Raw genomic sequence first — 14567 nt, forward strand, 5'->3', positions numbered from 1 at the left:
GCCCGGGTGGCCGGGGTGATCCACTTGCCGCCCCGGGGTGGCGGGTGTGCCCTGGAGGGTGGACAGAGAGGAGCCCGCCATGGCACACGCGGCACCCACCGCTCCCCGTCGGCACCATCGGATGACAGGGGCGGACATCAGGCACGTCAGCAAGAGCGCATTGACGGTCCCGCTGCTGATGGGCCTCGTCTACGGGGTCTGGGCGGCCTTCATCAACCGTCAGATGGGCCCGGTCGACGCCGGCAACGTCTTCTACGGGATCCTGTGCGGCGTCGTCTTCGCCGGCTGTGTGTTCGCCCTCGCCCGGTACGGCTCCCGCCTCGTGCGCGAGCTGCACGCGGCAGCCTGGGGCGCCTTCGCGGGCATCGCCTTGGGCTACCTGTACAGCCAGACCAATGAATCCGTGCTCCGTTCGGCGGGGATCGGACTGGCCGTGGGCGTGGCCACTACGCTCGCCGCGTTCTACCACTACCACTCGATCGAGGACTGACCCTGGCGCGCCGTCCACGGGCGGCGCCGGCCCCGCGGGGACCGGCGCCGCCGTCAGTTCACTCCTCCGGCGCCGCCTCGGCCCGTCGGCCGGGCGGATTTCCCGGGCGGTCGGTGTCCTCGGTTTCGGGGCGCCGGGCAGGCGGTGGGGTGGAGCGGGCGACTTCGGCGCGGAGCATGGCGTTGAGAGCCGCGTACGGGTCGATGGGCATGGCGGAACCTCGCGGTGTCGCAGGAGTGTGGTCAGGACGCGCTGGTGGAGGCGGATCGGTCCCCGCGAGATCGATCTCGCGGGGCGAAACGCCCGGGCCCGCTCAGCAGCGCAGGACCACACCCCGTACCGCCTGCCGCGACGCATCCGCCCCGGCCGCCCCGTCCGGGTCGGTGCGGGGCGGATGAGCGGCTCGTTTCACGTGAAACAAGACCACCGGCGGCCGCCGTACCTCCGGCGTCTCGCGCGTGAAGGCCCGCAGGGCCGGACGTGCCTCGACGTCCGGGGCCGGAACCGTCGAGCCGTCAGAAGGCTCCGCTGGGGCGCTGGTGGCAGGACGGGACTCGGCTGCCGTGGCCGCCGAGGGACCGGCGCCGAACACGCACAGCAGCACGACGCAGGCCACCGTCAGGGCCTTCGCCAGCATCGCCCGCGCGTACCGCCCACCGTTCATGCCCAGCTGTCTGCCCCGACGCGCCGCGGCGCGTGCCGCCGTGGCGCGAGAAACGCCCGATGGAGGGACGAAGACACCCCCGTCGGCTGACACGGGGCTGCCGCGCGCGGTTCAGCGGGTGTGGTGGCGTCCCGTCAGCCGGGCCACGACGACGGCGTCCGTGCCGACGAGTTTCAGTCCCGCCCGCTCCGGCCGTCCGGTCCGCTCCGTCCGCTCCCCGCGTCGCGGCGCCCGGCCCGCGCCGGCCTCCACCGGAACGACCCGGTCCACGGTGAACACGGCCGTACGGTGGTCGGCGCGGGCGATCTCGATGACGCGCCCGCGCCGCAGACCGGCGAGCCGCAGCTCCTTGCCGGTGACGACGGCGGTACCGGCCGACCCCGGGGCCGGGCTGTCGCGGTCCCAGCGGACCCTGCCCTCCGGGTTCCGGGAGGAGACGTGGAGGTCCACCTCCAGGCTCGGGATCCGCAGCCGCACGGGGCGTGCCGCCCGCATCGGCGGGACGGTGGCCGAGGAGCCCCGGGCAGGCCGGGAGCCGTTGCCGGGAGCGTGCGGACCCGCCTGACCGGCGTACTCACCGCCGTGCTCAAGCTCCCGCACCAGACGCCGGTGACCGGTCAGCCCCAGCGCCCGCGACGGCAGTGCGTCGCTCACGGCGACGGGTTCGGGCTCGGCGCCCTGGGTGCTGTGCAACATCGCTACGCCGGTGCCGAGCAGAGTGACCGTCAGCGCACCGACGGCCCACTGGGCGCGGGCCATGGCATTCCCTCCTGGTCCGGCTCGGGCGGCCGGATCCTGTCAGCAGTGGACCGCTCCGGGCTCCCACCCACATCGGGAGGCGCCGGACACCGCCGACATGTCACCGGTGTGTCGTAACACCCCGGGCGCGTCTTCGCAGCTGGAGGCGGGTGCGGCCGCCGTTTTCCGGCCGACGTCGCCGTTGCGCCCGTACGGGTGAGAAGAGTGGGCGGGAAACGACACCGCCGGGAGGGGCCCGCCTGGAAGGAACGGCCACCGCCGGGAGGGGCACACCGCGACGGAGGGAGCGGTCAGCGCTGGGGCGGGAGCGCGCACCGCCGGTCAGACCACCACCAGCGCCGCCGCCGTGGCGCCCATCAGCGCGGCGGCGACGTGGATCGCCGGGTGTCCGTAGTCACCGAACCAGAGCTGCCGGGCCAGACCGCCGAGGCCGGCCAGGGCCACGATGACGCCGATCTGGGCCAGCAGGGTGACGGCGGTGAAAGGGGCCAGGAGCAGCAGGACGGAAGCCAGCCAGAACGGTGCGGCGCCCGTCCAGCCGCGCCACTCCCAGATCGCCGTCTGCATGTACCACCGGCCCCTTCACCGTCAACTTGTCGGCTGCACAGCCTCCTTGGGCGCGGTGGCGGGCACAAGTGCGCGTTCGGCTAGATATCCGAAGGACAGGCCGAAAGTCGCCCACAGTGCTGCCTGGATGGTGAGGGACGCGATCCGGAACTGCCAGATCAGCGCAGCCGGGAAGTCGGCCGGTACCTCGTTGATGCCGGGCAGGAAGACGTACGCGACGGCGACCGCCGCGACGAACGCGAGCCCGGCGACGACCGAGGCGTTCCAGTTGCCCATGCGCGGAGCGAGCCGCCGCCCGAGGATCAGCGCACCCGACGCGAGGAGCACGCTCAACGCGATCATGAGTACGAAGAGGGTGGTGCGGTGGACCACCGTCTCGGGGTCGCCCACGGCCGGCGGGTTGGAGGGGTACTTGAAGAACGGCACCAGGTTGACGGTGACGAACAGGCCCCCGGCCACCAGCGCCGCGGTGGCGCGGGGGCCGAAGCGGCCGATGCGGCCCAGGGCGTAGCAGAAGACGAGAGCGGCGATGCCGCCGAGCGCGACGCCGTAGAGCAGGGTGCCGGTGCCCAGGCCGGCCGTGGCCTGCAAGGCCCGGCTGACCGGGGCGGCGGCCTCGTCACCGTGGTCGTGACCGGCCGAGGCCGCCTCCTCGATGGCGATGGCCGCGTCCACCTTGGACTCGCCCAGGACATAGGCGACGAGGAACGCGGCCAGCCCGGCCAGCAGACCCGACAGCATGCCCCGGACGAGGAACACGCGGGGGGATACGGAGTTCATGTGGTTCGGTGCCCCGGATCAGTGGCAGGGGAAGCCGAGGAGGTGACGGCCGTCGTGCATCCACTCGTGGACGGTGTTGCCCTCGAAGAGCGCGGTCGCGCCCTGCTCGGCGCCGACGAGGTAGAGCAGGAAGAGGGTCACGATGCCCGCGAAGACGGCCCAAGGGGCCAGCGCGGAGAGGGAAATGGGGGCGACGGCGGCGGGAGCCGTCGTGGGCACGGCGGAGTGGGCCATGGCAGAACCTCCAAGGGAACACGCGTCCCGGTCAGTGGTGCTCTTTTGGCGAAGGTGGCGGGTCTGACTTCCCTCCCCGTACCCGAGCGGGAGGTTTCACAGTGGCGCGACCGTGCCGGATTCTCACCGGTACTTCCGTCATACCTTCGTCATGTCGTCCGCGACCGTACCGCGCGCATGGCTTGAACACCACGGCGTGTGGTCGCCGTCTCACGCCCCGGGCGCGCGCCCTACCCTCTTCCCATGCCTGCTGTACGCCTGCGTCTGGTGACGCCACCACTCGACCGGGCCGCCCGCCAGGGGCGGTTCGGGTACGGGGAACCCTGCCCGGACCACGAAGGCCTGCGCGGTACCGGCATGGGCGAGTGGGCGGGCCGGACCCTGGACGAGGTCGCCGCCGAGGACCCGGACGCGGTCCGGCGGTGGCTCACGGACCCGTCCTACGCGCCCCCGGGCGGCGGGGAGTCGGTGGCGGCCCTGATCGCCCGTACGGGCGCCCACCTCGCCGGTCTCGCCCCCGGCACGCACCACGCGGTGGTCGAACAGGCCGTCGTACGGGCGGCCGTGGTGTTCGCCCTCGACCTGCCGGCGGTGGCGTTCTGGCGGCTCGACGTACGGCCGGGGACCGTCACCGCTCTCACGGGACGCTCCGGGCGCTGGAACCTGCTGGTGGGCAGCCCGGACGGCCCGGGCGACCCGGACGGCGCGAACGGCCCGTAGCGCGCGAACGGCCCGGACCCCGCGACGCGGTCCGGGCCGAACCGGGCTGTGCGCGAAGGGTCAGGCGACGATCCAGTCGCTGGTCGCGATGACCGGCTGCACCCCGTCACGGTGGATGGTGCCCTCGATCAGGCCGTACATCCGGTCCGCCGCGAAGTAGACCTCGTTGTCGTTCTTGAGGCCGAACGGCTCCAGGTCGACGAGGAAGTGGTGCTTGTTGGGGAGGTTCAGCCGGACCTCGTTGACCCGCGGGCAGTTGTCCAGCACCCGCTCGGCCATCTGGTTCAGGGTCTGCTGGAGCGAGTACGAGTACGTCTCCGCGAAAGCGTCCAGCATGTGCTTGCGCACCTTCTTGTACGACCGGTCCCAGTCGTACGCGGGGTCGTCGGCGGCGAGCGCCGAGTGCGCCCAGCGCGCGGTGACCTTGGTCGCCAGGATGCGGTCGTACGCCTCCTGGAGGGTCGTGTACTTGTCCTTGACGTAGCCGTGGAACTCGGAGTTCGTCGAGTTCATCACCGTCAGCTCCTTGAGGCCGGATATGACCTGGAGCCCCGTCGTCTCGCTGTACGTGATCTGCGCGGTGCGCACCTCCTGACCCTTGCGGACGAAGGAGTGCTGCTCCTTGCGCGTCGGCACCGGGATCCGGTCCCAGACGAACTCCTCGATGCGGATCTGCGCCTCGCGGATCGGCTGCTGGGAGGAGACGAAGTGCTTGGCGAGGAGGATGCCGAAGGCCTCGGGGGAGGCGATGCCGTGCTCCTTGCCGAAGGCGTACACCGTGTTCTTCGTGGTGTCCGTGGGCAGGCAGTTGGCGTTGTCGCCGGTCAGGTGGACGTCGCGGAACTCACCGCGGAGCGCGACCGAGACGTTGAGGTCGCGGATCTCGTGCCAGGACCCGTCGCTGCCCTTGCGGGTGACCTTGACGATGCGGTTCTCGGCCTTGCCGTACTGGTTCTGGGCCAGGACGTGCTTGCTCATGCTGTCTTCCTTCGGGTCTCGGGAACACGGAGTCCGGTGGTCTGGATCCCGTACGCCCGGCGTCCAGCGTCCGCCCGAAAGAAGGCGTTCCGCTCCCCGCCGTTCGGCCCTTGCGGGGCCGCCCCGGGACTGACGTGCATCCCGGTCCGTAGGTGCTGGGTGGTGGTGCTCGCGGTGTTCGGCGGCGCTTCGTACCGCTCCACGGATTGCAACACGCGCAGGGCGCGATCCCCACCGCACGGATCATCCGAATACCCGCACCCACTCCTTGGGCGACCCCACAGCGGCGGGCTGTCCTCGCAGGTCAGGCCATGTGCGCGTCCGCCACCGACAGTGCCTCGTCGAGGATCGCCAGGCCCTTGGCCACGTCCTGCTCCGAGATGGTGCACGGGGGCGCCACGTGGAGCCGGTTCCCCGCGACCAGTGGCCACAGCCCGCCCTTCTTGCAGGCCGCCGCGAACGCGGCCATCGGCGCGTTGTCCGCTCCGGAGGCGTTGTACGGGACGAGCGGCTCGCCCGTCTCCGCGTCCCGTACGAGTTCCAGCGCCCAGAAGGTGCCCAGGCCCCGGACCTCGCCGACCGACGGGTGCCGCTCGGCGAGCGCGCGCAGGCCCGGACCCAGCAGCTCGGCGCCGGTGCGGGCGGACTGCTCGACGACGCCCTCCTCCGCCATCGTGTTGATCGTCGCGACGGCGGCGGCGCAGGCCAGCACGTGACCGGAGTACGTCAGCCCGCCCGGGTAGGGCCGGCGGGCGAAGGTCTCGGCGATCGCCGCGGAGATGGCGACACCGCCGAGGGGGACGTACCCGCTGGTCACGCCCTTGGCGAAGCAGAGGAGGTCGGGGGTGACGTCCCAGTGCTCGCAGGCGAACCACTTCCCGGTGCGGCCGAAGCCGACCATGACCTCGTCCAGGATGAAGACGATGCCGTACCGGTCGCACAGCTCGCGCACCCCGGCCAGGTAGCCGGGCGGCGGCACGAGCACGCCGGGCGCCCCGCCGACCGTCTCCAGGATGACCGCGGCGATCGACTGGGGGCCTTCGAAGACGATGGTGTCCTCGAGGTGGCGCAGGGCGCGGGCGCTCTCCTCGGCGTCGGTGGCCGCGTGGAAGGGCGAGCGGTAGCGGAAGGGGCCCCAGAAGTGCACGACACCGGCGGTCGCCGAGTCGTTGCCGAAGCGGCGGGCATCACCGGTCAGGTTGATCGCTGCGGACGTGGCGCCGTGGTACGAGCGGTACGCGGCCAGCACCTTGGGGCGCCCGGTGTGCACGCGGGCCATCCGTACGGCGTTCTCGACGGCCTCGGCGCCCGCGTTGGTGAAGAAGATCTTGTCCAGGTCGCCCGGGGTCCGCTCGGCGATGAGGCGGGCCGCCTCGGAGCGGACGTCGACGGCGAAGCCGGGAGCAACGGTACAGAGCTTCCCGGCCTGCTCGGCGATGGCGGCGGCGACCTTGGGGTGCTGGTAGCCGATGTTCGTGTAGACGAGCGCGCTGGAGAAGTCGAGGAAGCGATTGCCCTCGTAGTCCCAGAAGTAGGAGCCCTCGGCCCCCGCGACGGCGAGCGGATCGATGAGTTCCTGCGCCGACCAGGAGTGGAAGACGTGCTTCCGGTCGGCGTCCTTCACGGCGTCTTTCACGGCGGCGGGGGCGTCGGCTGCTGTGTTCATAATCCGAGGGTAGTTGTCCACTATGTGGACATACCTGCCGCCGGACCTGACGGATCGGGTGGCGCGCTTTCGACGTGGCCCCGGGGCCGCACTAGCGTCGGCCGCCCGCCCCCGGGGCGGCGGGACAGGGCGGGGCGGCCGGGAGGTTTCCGCACGGGGGTGGGAAACGTTCCGGCCGACCGCCCGCGCGGCGCGCATCTATCGCATGGTGGAAACAAACTTCCGTTGAACGGAAGAAACTGACGAGATTCTGTGACGTTCCCGTGGTGGTTGGGAAGGGGTGCATAAAGGAATATCGGGATTGGTTGCCCCGGGCGGGGGTAGGTGCGGCGCGCAGGAGTGCGCGCGGAGACGGGCGTGCGGACACGTACGCGCGGAGACGGGAGGCCCTGTGGCCGAGCAGACTCGGAGGCTGGTCCTGGGCGGCGCGACGACCGGCGTCGTCACCCGTTGCCGCGACTTCACGCGGCAGGCGCTCACGGACTGGCAGTGGCGCCGTGACCCCGAGGCGATGGAGGACGTGCTCCTGCTCGTCTCCGAGGTCGTCACCAACGCCTGCCTGCATGCCGGAGGCCCCCGGGAACTCGTCCTGCGTCACAGCGCGGGGGGCCTGCGCGTCGAGGTCAGCGACGACAGCCCCGAGCCTCCCCGCAGGCGGCCGCCCGGCGACCGCAGCCGCCCGGGAGGGCACGGCCTCATCGTGCTGGCACGGCTCGCGAGGAGCTGGGGCGCCGAGCCGTCCGGTGGCGCGTTTCCCGGGAAGACGGTCTGGCTGGAGGTTCCGCCGCCCGCTGTGCCCGCTCAGCCGCATCCCGCGGCTCCCGACGGGGCCCGCGGTTCCCAGCCGTCCCAGTAGTCCCAACCGTTCCAGCAGCCCCAGTGGTCCGAACCGTCCCGGCAGCCCCCGCCGTGCCGGGACCGTCCTCCGTGTCCTCGGCGTCCGTGAGGAACTCCTGGCGGAGCCGGGTCAGGGTGCGGTTCAGCAGCCGCGAGACGTGCATCTGCGACAGCCCCAGCAGCCCGCCGATCTCGGACTGCGTGAGTTCCTGACCGAAGCGCAGCTCCAGCAACGTCCGCTCACGGGGGGAGAGCCCGGCCAGCATCGGCTTGAGCGACTCCAGGCACTCGATGAGGTCGTACGCGGCCTCCTCCTCGCCCAGCGCCGTCGGCGCGGCGTAGGGGTCGCGGTCGCTCTCCTCCTGCGTCGGCGCGTCCAGGGAGCGCGCGGAGTAGGCGCGCGCCGCCTTGCGTCCTTCGACCAGCTCCTCGGGGGAGACGTGCAGCTGCTCGGCGAGCTCCGTGTCGGTGGGTTCGCGGCCGAGGTCCTGTTCCAGCGCGTCGTGCGCCTTGGCCGTGTCGATGCGCAGCTCCTGGAGCCGTCGGGGGACCTTGACGGCCCAGCTCGTGTCGCGGAAGAACCGCTTGATCTCGCCGGTGATGGTGGGCATGGCGAAGGAGGTGAACTCGACACCGCGGTCCGGGTCGAACCGGTTGATGGCCTTGATCAGGCCGATCGTGCCGACCTGGACGATGTCCTCCATCGGCTCGCTGCGGCCCCGGAAGCGCCGGGCCGCGTACCGCACCAGGCTGATGTTCAGCTCGACGAGGGTGTTGCGGACGTACGAGTACTCGGTCGTGCCCTCCTCCAGCCCGGCCAGCCTGCGGAACAGGGCCACCGAAAGGGCCCTGGCCTCGTGGGTTGCGACGTCTGTGAGCTCTGTACGGTCCATTGCTCTGCGCTCCTGCGACGGAGGGGTCCCGGTAGGGGCCGTCGTTGCGCCGTCCCGGGTGATATACCCGCCCGAACCATCCCATACCCGAAGTTTTTTTCTGGTCTTCCGGGTCCGCCCCCGGGTTGCGGCGGCACGGATCTGTGCAGGGTCACCGCCACCGGACCGGTAGCGCGCGCGGCGCCGCCCCCGGCGCTGCCCCACCCGCCCCAGGGCCGCACGGGTGCCCCGAGGCGGCGCGGTGGGGCTGGCCCCCGTACGGCCGTCCCGGCAGCCGGATGGGGTGGAGCCCGGCGCTCGACAAGCATGGCGTCATGTTCAGTCACCGCCGCCGAAAGGCCGCCGCCCTCACCGCCCTCGCCCTGTCCGCCGTGGCCGTCACCACCGGCCCGGCCGGCGCCGCCACCCCTGGGACGACCGCCCCGCAGGCCGCCGCCCCGCAGGCCGCCGCCGCGCCGGCCCTCGACTGGCACGACTGCACCCACAAGGGCGCCCTGCCCGGGCAGCAGTGCGCGACTCTCCCCGTCCCCCTCGACTACGGCGACCCCACCGGGCGACAGCTCCGTGTCGCCGTGACCCGGCTGCGCAGCGACCGCCCGCAGGCCCGGCGCGGGACGCTGCTGGTGATCCCCGGCGGCCCCGGCGGCTCCGGCGTCCAGAAGCTGACCTCGACGGGCCCGGCCCTCGCCCGGGAGATGGCCGGCGCCTACGACCTCGTCTCCCTCGACCCCCGCGGCGTCGGCGGCAGCAGCACCGCCTCCTGCGGTCTCGCCGAGGAGGACCGGCACCTGGTCACCCTGCGCTCCTGGCCCGGCGCGGACGGGGACATCGCCCAGAACGTGGCGCGCTCCCGCAGGATCGCCGAGGCCTGCGCCGAGCACGGCGGGCCGGAGCTGCGCAGCTTCACCACCGCCAACGAGGTGCGCGACATCGACCGCCTCCGCCAGGCCCTCGGCGAGCGGAAGCTGTCGGTGTGGGGCACCTCGTACGGGACCTACGTGGGCGCGGTGTACGCCCAGCGGTACCCGCAGCACACCGACCGCGTGGTGCTGGACAGCAGCGGCGACCCCGACCCGACCCGCGTGGCGCGCGGCTGGCTCGCGAACATGGCGGCCGGCGCCGACGACCGCTTCCCCGACTTCGCTGCCTGGGCGGCCGACCCGGCGCGGGACGCCGAAGGCCTGCGGCTCGCCGCGCATCCCGAGGACGTACGCCCCCTCTTCCTGGAGGCCGCGGCGAAGCTGGACCGGGAGCCGCGGCAGTCCGACGTCCCGGGCGTGCCGCTGACCGGCAACCGGCTGCGCCAGGCGCTCCAGACCACCCTCTACGGCAACGACTTCGCCCCCCTCGCCCGGCTCCTGCTGGCCGCCCAGGACCCGGCGGCCGAGCCGGTGCTGCCACCCGACGTCTCCGGGCCGCTCCCGGACACGGGCGCGGCGGCGGTCCTCGGGGCCATCTGCAACGACGTGTCCTGGCCCGCGGACGTCGCCGCGTACGAGCGTGCCGTCGCCGCCGACCGGACGGCGCACCCGCTCACGGCCGGGATGCCGGCGAACATCACTCCCTGCTCCTTCTGGAAGGACCGCCCGGAGCAGCAGCCCACCCGGATCACCCCGGACGGGCCGTCCAACGTCCTGATGGTCCAGAACCTGCGGGACCCCGCCACCCCGTACGCCGGCGCCCTCAAGATGCGCGAGGCGTTCGGCTCCCGGGCCCGGCTGGTCAGCGTCGACGCGGGCGGTCACGGCTCCTACCTGGGCAACGGCAACGCCTGCGGTGACCGGACGGTGACCCGGTTCCTCACCACCGGGCAGCGGCCGCGGCAGGACACGTACTGCGGGAGCTGAGCCCCGCACCTACCCTGGGTGCAGAGCAGGGGGAACCGGTCGTCCAGAGGGAGCGGTCCATGACCCGGCGTCGTTCCCCACGGCCGGTGAGCGCCGACGACCTCCTGACCACGCTCGGACGGCTCACCGCGCAGGCGCGGCTGGGGGCCGAGTTCCAGCAGGCCCGCGTGGAGCTGGCCGAGGCCCTGCAGCGCGAGATGCTCCCGGCGTCGCTGCCCGACGTGCCGGGGCTGCGCACGGCGGCCTGCTACTCGCCCGCCCGGGGCGGGCTGGAGGTCGGCGGAGACTGGTACGACGGCTTCCGGCTGGGGGACGGGTCGCTGGCGTTCTCCATCGGCGACGTGCAGGGCCACGACGTGGAAGCGGCGGCCTTCATGGGCCAGATCCGGATAGCCCTGCGCGCGGTGGCCGCCGCCGCGACCGATCCCGGCGACGTCCTGGCCCGGGCCAACGACCTGCTGCTGTCGGTCGGCCGGGACCTCTTCGCGACGTGCAGTTTCCTCCGCTTCGACCCCCTGACCTGGCGGATCGAAGGCGCCCGCGCCGGGCACATCCCGGCGGTGTGGGCCACGGTGGACGGCTCGTACGGCATCGCGGAGGACGAGGGTGGCCTCCCGCTGGGCGTGCTGGCCGGGGGCGACTACCCGGTGACGGCCCGGCCCCTCGCGCGGGCGGGCGCGTACGTACTGATCACGGACGGGGTGGTGGAGGGGCCGTCGTTCCCGATCGGGACGGGCCTGGGGCAGGTGGCCCGGGTGGTCCGGGACGGTGCGGCCGCCGATCCGGAGGAACTGGCGGCGGAGGTGCTGCGGGTGGCCGACTCCACCGGCCACGCGGACGACGCGGCGGTCCTGGTCCTGAGGCACGACGCGCCACCCGGCCCATAGCGCGTGTCAGGAACCCGCGCGGGGGCGGAGCCGTTGTCTCATACGTGGGGTGAGCACCGAGCGAGGGCAGCGGCGGCGAGGTCTCTCCCCCGGCCTGTCCCTACTGCGTCAGACGCTGTGGATCCTCGCGGTGGCCGCCGTCTACTACGCGACGGGCCGGCTGGGCCTGCTCCAGCGCGTGGTCGTCGCGGGAGCGCAGGTCACGCCGTTGTGGCTGCCCACCGGGGTCGCCGTCACCGCCCTGCTGTGGCGGGGCCCGCGGATCTGGCCCGGCCTCGCGCTCGGCACGTACCTGGTCATCCGGATGATCTCCCCCGTCCAACCGAGCGCGATCGTCATCATCGCCGGCAACACCCTGGCCCCGCTGGCGGCCTACGCGATGCTCCGCCGGGCCCGCTTCCGCCCCGAGCTGGACCGGCTGCGCGACGGGCTGGCGCTGGTGTTCCTGGGCGGCCTGCTCCCGATGCTGCTCAGCGCGAGCGTCGGGGCCCTCGTGCTGGCGCTCACCGGGAGCCTGCCCTGGGGCGGGTTCTGGCCGGTGTGGGCGGCCTGGTGGGCCGGGGACGCGATGGGCGTGCTCGTGGGCACGCCGCTGCTGCTGGCCCTGCCCCGGATGCGGCTGCCGAGCGACCTGTACCGCACGGCCGAGGGGCTGGCGCTGCTGGTCGTGGCCGTGCTGGTCACCCTGCTGGTGACGCGGAGCACCCTCTCGCTGCTCTTCCTCGTCTTCCCGCTGCTGATCTGGGCCGCCGTCAGGTTCCAGCTGGTGGGGGCGGCGCCGTGCGCGCTGCTGGTCTCGGTGGCGACGGTGTGGGCGGCCACCGACCGGACGGGGCCGTTCGCGCACCACAGCATCCTTGAGGTGATGGCCAACCTGATGGCCCTCAACGGCTCGGTGGCGCTGACCGCGCTGCTGCTGTCGGCGCTGGTCACCGAGCAGAACAACGTCCGCGTGAAGATCCAGCAGGCCTGCGAGGACCTGGCCGAGCTGGTGAACCGGCTCTCCCCGCGCGCCCGGGGCTGAGCGCCGGGGGCCCTGAGCGCCCGGCCCTGAGCGCCCGGCCCTGAGCGCCCGGGACCGGCGGCTACTCGCTGACCAGCACCGGAACGGTCAGTACGGCACCGGCCGGGGTGCCGGTGAGCTTGCCCGGGGACACGGTGAAGTCGATGCCGCCGCCCGCCGCGCGGGGGCCGTCGTGGCGCTCGGTGCCGTGCGCGTCCTCGCCCTCTTCCTGGTACTGGAACGCCCCCGTGCCCACGAGGTGGCCGGAGGCGTCGTAGTAGGCCACCGACAGTTCCAGGGCCAGGGTGTCGCTGACGTCCGCCGTGATGGTCGCGTGCCCGGTGACGGTCTGCCGCTCGGTGAGGGTGAGCCGCTCCAGCCGCATCCGGTCGGTGAACGGCCCTTGCTCCACACGGACTTCGCCCTGCCCGAGCGGCTGCGCGAGGACGGCGGCCGGTGCGGGCGCGCTGCGCGGGGCGGGCAGCACGACCGGCGAGGCCGCAGCCGCCGGCTCCCCGGCGGCACTGGCGTGCCCCGCGCCGCCCGAGCAGCCGGTGACGAGGGCGAGTACGGCCACGGCCGGCGCCAGTACGGCCGCGGTGCGGCGCAGGGGGTGTCTCATCGAACGCTCCTGGAAAAGGGGGCGGGGCCGGGGGAGTGCGCCCCCCCGGCCCCGACCGCACGAGGGTCAGTGGTGCTGGGGCGAACGGCCGAACAGCGAGCGGTACATCTTCGTGTACAGCTCGGTGTTGTTCTGGCTCGCGGCGAAGGCGCTGCCGTTCGGGCCGTAGGCGAAGATCGGCACGTCGGCGCCCGTGTGGTTGCCGGACAGGTAGGTCAGCCACAGGCTGGCCTCGGGGCTGCCGTCCTTCACGCCCGGCGCGTCGTCCGGGGTGCGGAAGGTGGCCGGCGCGAAGTTCTTCACGTCACCCGAGCCCGCGCCGTTGACGATGCCGGTCGAGCGGGTGGTGTCCTTGGCTCCCGAAGCGGCGCGCGACGGGGTGCTGTTGTTGGCCGTGTTGCCCGCGTCGACGTTGGCCGGGGGCGCGACCGCCTCGGCGTTGGTGTAGGTGCCGTGTTCGATGATGTTGAAGCCGGCGCACTCGTGGTCGGCCGTGACGATCACCAGCGTGTGGCCGTCCTTCTTCGCGAAGTCGTAGGCGGCCTTCACCGCGTCGTCGAACGCCTTGACCTCGCCGAGCGTCTGCGCGGCGTCGTTGGCGTGCGAGCGCTTGTCGATCTGGGCGCCCTCGATCTGGAGGAAGAAGCCCTTGCCCTTGCCGCGCTCCTGCTGCTTGCGGTCGGAGAGCAGCGCGATCGACTTGCGGGCCATGTCGGCGAGCGTCGGCTCCTGCTTCTGCGGGGCGTCGGCGGGCAGCGCGGCCTTGGCCTGCTCGACCGTCAGGTTGCCGCGGTTGAACAGGCCGATGACCTTCTTGCCGTTGGCCTTGTCGAGGTCGGCCTTGGTGGCGACCTTCTGGCTGGCGACGGTCTGGGCGGGCAGCGCGGCGTCGCCGAAGCTGCCGAGCACCTGGTAGCCCTGGGCCTGGAGGGCCTTCTGGTCGTCCGGCTCGAAGCGGGCGAGGCCGCCGCCGAAGACGACGTCGGCGGTGCCGTTGCGGGCGATCTGTTCGGCGATCGGCGTGATCAGCGTCTTGTCGGCGGGCGCGGCCTCGTACGTACCGTCCTCCTTCTTGGGGAGGCAGGCGGCGTCGGAGTACACCGGGCCCTGGCAGCCGCGCAGCAGCGCGTGGCTGAACTCCGCGGCCGGCGTGGCGTCGGTGATCTCGGCGGTGGAGACGTTGCCCGTGGCGAAGCCGGCCGCCTTGGCCTGCTCCATCAGCGTGGCGACCTTCTTCTCGTACGCGTCCACGCCGATCGCGGCGTTGTACGTCTTGACGCCCGAGGACCAGGCGGTGGCGGAGCTGGCCGAGTCGGTGACGAGGGAGGGCTTGGCGGTGCCCTTCTCGACTGCGTACGTGGCGACCGCGCCCGTGAAGGGGAGGGTCTCCATGGTGAGCTTCCCGCCGGCGCCGTAGAACCGGTCACGGGCGGCCGTGACGTGCGTACGGCCCATTCCGTCACCGAGCAGGTAGATGACGTTCCGGATTTCCTTGTCGTGGTCGCTGTACTGCGGCGCGGAGTTGGCGGCGCCCGCCGTCCCGGCGGCCACGGCCCCCGCGAGGGCCAGAACGGTCAACGTCTTCACAGGTCTGCGGCGCATCTGCTGGGGGATCCCCTC

General features: G+C 72.8%; 16 protein-coding genes and 1 pseudogene. 6 read left to right on the top strand and 11 right to left on the bottom strand.

The genetic code is table 11. From position 1 onward, the window contains the following. The first annotated feature begins 79 nt into the window (after positions 1-79). On the top strand, positions 80-490 hold the full coding sequence (locus ACIA6C_RS20570) for a hypothetical protein (protein WP_399277731.1): 411 nt from the start codon (positions 80-82) through the stop codon (positions 488-490). A gap of 58 nt (positions 491-548) precedes the next feature. Here ACIA6C_RS20570 and ACIA6C_RS20575 read toward each other — a convergent pair whose 3' ends face one another. The 6 genes from ACIA6C_RS20575 to ACIA6C_RS20600 form a co-directional block, all read right to left on the bottom strand. Continuing rightward, entirely contained in the window at positions 549-701 is a 153-nt protein-coding gene (locus ACIA6C_RS20575; RefSeq protein ID WP_399277733.1) for a hypothetical protein, read from the bottom strand. Positions 702-803: 102 nt separating this feature from the next. Beyond that, positions 804-1154, bottom strand: coding sequence for a hypothetical protein (locus ACIA6C_RS20580; RefSeq protein ID WP_399277735.1), 351 nt, complete (start codon positions 1152-1154; stop codon positions 804-806). Between the two features lie 111 nt (positions 1155-1265). Further along, the gene (locus ACIA6C_RS20585; protein ID WP_399277737.1) at positions 1266-1913 is read right to left on the bottom strand and encodes a hypothetical protein; all 648 of its coding nucleotides are present in this window, start codon (positions 1911-1913) and stop codon (positions 1266-1268) included. 321 nt (positions 1914-2234) lie between these two features. After that, positions 2235-2480 carry a hypothetical protein gene (locus ACIA6C_RS20590; RefSeq protein WP_361130498.1) on the bottom strand — a complete coding sequence of 82 codons (246 nt, stop codon included), beginning with the start codon at positions 2478-2480 and terminating at the stop codon, positions 2235-2237. Between the two features lie 21 nt (positions 2481-2501). Next, positions 2502-3260, bottom strand: a complete 759-nt coding sequence (locus ACIA6C_RS20595; protein ID WP_361130495.1) for a CbtA family protein — start codon at positions 3258-3260, stop codon at positions 2502-2504. An 18-nt stretch (positions 3261-3278) separates the two neighbouring features. Beyond that, positions 3279-3494, bottom strand: a complete 216-nt coding sequence (locus tag ACIA6C_RS20600) for a CbtB-domain containing protein (RefSeq protein WP_190185673.1) — start codon at positions 3492-3494, stop codon at positions 3279-3281. A gap of 243 nt (positions 3495-3737) precedes the next feature. On the opposite strand from ACIA6C_RS20600, the gene ACIA6C_RS20605 reads away from it, so the two are divergent. Next, positions 3738-4214 (top strand): histidine phosphatase family protein, encoded by a 477-nt coding sequence (locus ACIA6C_RS20605; RefSeq protein WP_399277740.1) that lies wholly within the window; start codon positions 3738-3740, stop codon positions 4212-4214. Positions 4215-4274: 60 nt separating this feature from the next. Here ACIA6C_RS20605 and pucL read toward each other — a convergent pair whose 3' ends face one another. Together pucL and ACIA6C_RS20615 are read right to left on the bottom strand one after the other, a co-directional pair. After that, positions 4275-5192, bottom strand: coding sequence for a factor-independent urate hydroxylase (gene pucL / locus ACIA6C_RS20610; RefSeq protein ID WP_399277742.1), 918 nt, complete (start codon positions 5190-5192; stop codon positions 4275-4277). 304 nt (positions 5193-5496) lie between these two features. Continuing rightward, positions 5497-6858, bottom strand: coding sequence for an aspartate aminotransferase family protein (locus tag ACIA6C_RS20615; RefSeq protein WP_399277744.1), 1362 nt, complete (start codon positions 6856-6858; stop codon positions 5497-5499). A 511-nt stretch (positions 6859-7369) separates the two neighbouring features. Between ACIA6C_RS20615 and ACIA6C_RS20620 the strand changes: the two genes are divergently transcribed. Next, complete coding sequence (locus ACIA6C_RS20620) at positions 7370-7714, top strand: ATP-binding protein (protein WP_399278017.1); 345 nt, start codon at positions 7370-7372, stop codon at positions 7712-7714. Between the two features lie 82 nt (positions 7715-7796). Here the strand turns inward: ACIA6C_RS20620 and ACIA6C_RS20625 are convergent. Continuing rightward, positions 7797-8588, bottom strand: a pseudogene (locus ACIA6C_RS20625) (SigB/SigF/SigG family RNA polymerase sigma factor); the annotation flags it as partial. 314 nt (positions 8589-8902) lie between these two features. Between ACIA6C_RS20625 and ACIA6C_RS20630 the strand changes: the two are divergent. From ACIA6C_RS20630 to ACIA6C_RS20640, 3 genes are all read left to right on the top strand, one after another. After that, on the top strand, positions 8903-10435 hold the full coding sequence (locus ACIA6C_RS20630; RefSeq protein WP_399277746.1) for an alpha/beta hydrolase: 1533 nt from the start codon (positions 8903-8905) through the stop codon (positions 10433-10435). A 59-nt stretch (positions 10436-10494) separates the two neighbouring features. Beyond that, positions 10495-11322 carry a PP2C family protein-serine/threonine phosphatase gene (locus ACIA6C_RS20635; RefSeq protein WP_361130480.1) on the top strand — a complete coding sequence of 276 codons (828 nt, stop codon included), beginning with the start codon at positions 10495-10497 and terminating at the stop codon, positions 11320-11322. Positions 11323-11416: 94 nt separating this feature from the next. Then, a complete protein-coding gene (locus tag ACIA6C_RS20640) occupies positions 11417-12346 on the top strand; it encodes an MASE1 domain-containing protein (protein ID WP_399278019.1) in 930 nt (309 codons plus the stop codon). Positions 12347-12407: 61 nt separating this feature from the next. Here ACIA6C_RS20640 and ACIA6C_RS20645 read toward each other — a convergent pair whose 3' ends face one another. Then, positions 12408-12947: a hypothetical protein gene (locus ACIA6C_RS20645; RefSeq protein ID WP_399277749.1), complete on the bottom strand. Its 540-nt coding sequence runs from the start codon at positions 12945-12947 to the stop codon at positions 12408-12410. 66 nt (positions 12948-13013) lie between these two features. Continuing rightward, entirely contained in the window at positions 13014-14549 is a 1536-nt protein-coding gene (locus ACIA6C_RS20650) for an alkaline phosphatase (protein ID WP_399277751.1), read from the bottom strand. Positions 14550-14567: the final 18 nt, after the last annotated feature.

The sequence above is a fragment of the Streptomyces sp. NPDC051578 genome (assembly GCF_044454045.1).
Classification (GTDB): domain Bacteria; phylum Actinomycetota; class Actinomycetes; order Streptomycetales; family Streptomycetaceae; genus Streptomyces.

Bases quoted from the DNA above. Each gene is read 5' to 3' on its own strand.
- ACIA6C_RS20635 (WP_361130480.1), top strand. From the start codon at position 10,495: ATGACCCGGCGTCGTTCCCCACGGCCGGTGAGCGCCGACGACCTCCTG.
- ACIA6C_RS20595 (WP_361130495.1), bottom strand. From the start codon at position 3,260: ATGAACTCCGTATCCCCCCGCGTGTTCCTCGTCCGGGGCATGCTGTCG.
- ACIA6C_RS20570 (WP_399277731.1), top strand. From the start codon at position 80: ATGGCACACGCGGCACCCACCGCTCCCCGTCGGCACCATCGGATGACA.
- ACIA6C_RS20585 (WP_399277737.1), bottom strand. From the start codon at position 1,913: ATGGCCCGCGCCCAGTGGGCCGTCGGTGCGCTGACGGTCACTCTGCTC.
- ACIA6C_RS20605 (WP_399277740.1), top strand. From the start codon at position 3,738: ATGCCTGCTGTACGCCTGCGTCTGGTGACGCCACCACTCGACCGGGCC.
- ACIA6C_RS20600 (WP_190185673.1), bottom strand. From the start codon at position 3,494: ATGGCCCACTCCGCCGTGCCCACGACGGCTCCCGCCGCCGTCGCCCCC.
- ACIA6C_RS20650 (WP_399277751.1), bottom strand. From the start codon at position 14,549: ATGCGCCGCAGACCTGTGAAGACGTTGACCGTTCTGGCCCTCGCGGGG.
- ACIA6C_RS20645 (WP_399277749.1), bottom strand. From the start codon at position 12,947: ATGAGACACCCCCTGCGCCGCACCGCGGCCGTACTGGCGCCGGCCGTG.
- ACIA6C_RS20620 (WP_399278017.1), top strand. From the start codon at position 7,370: ATGGAGGACGTGCTCCTGCTCGTCTCCGAGGTCGTCACCAACGCCTGC.
- ACIA6C_RS20580 (WP_399277735.1), bottom strand. From the start codon at position 1,154: ATGAACGGTGGGCGGTACGCGCGGGCGATGCTGGCGAAGGCCCTGACG.
- pucL (WP_399277742.1), bottom strand. From the start codon at position 5,192: ATGAGCAAGCACGTCCTGGCCCAGAACCAGTACGGCAAGGCCGAGAAC.
- ACIA6C_RS20630 (WP_399277746.1), top strand. From the start codon at position 8,903: ATGTTCAGTCACCGCCGCCGAAAGGCCGCCGCCCTCACCGCCCTCGCC.
- ACIA6C_RS20575 (WP_399277733.1), bottom strand. From the start codon at position 701: ATGCCCATCGACCCGTACGCGGCTCTCAACGCCATGCTCCGCGCCGAA.
- ACIA6C_RS20590 (WP_361130498.1), bottom strand. From the start codon at position 2,480: ATGCAGACGGCGATCTGGGAGTGGCGCGGCTGGACGGGCGCCGCACCG.
- ACIA6C_RS20615 (WP_399277744.1), bottom strand. From the start codon at position 6,858: ATGAACACAGCAGCCGACGCCCCCGCCGCCGTGAAAGACGCCGTGAAG.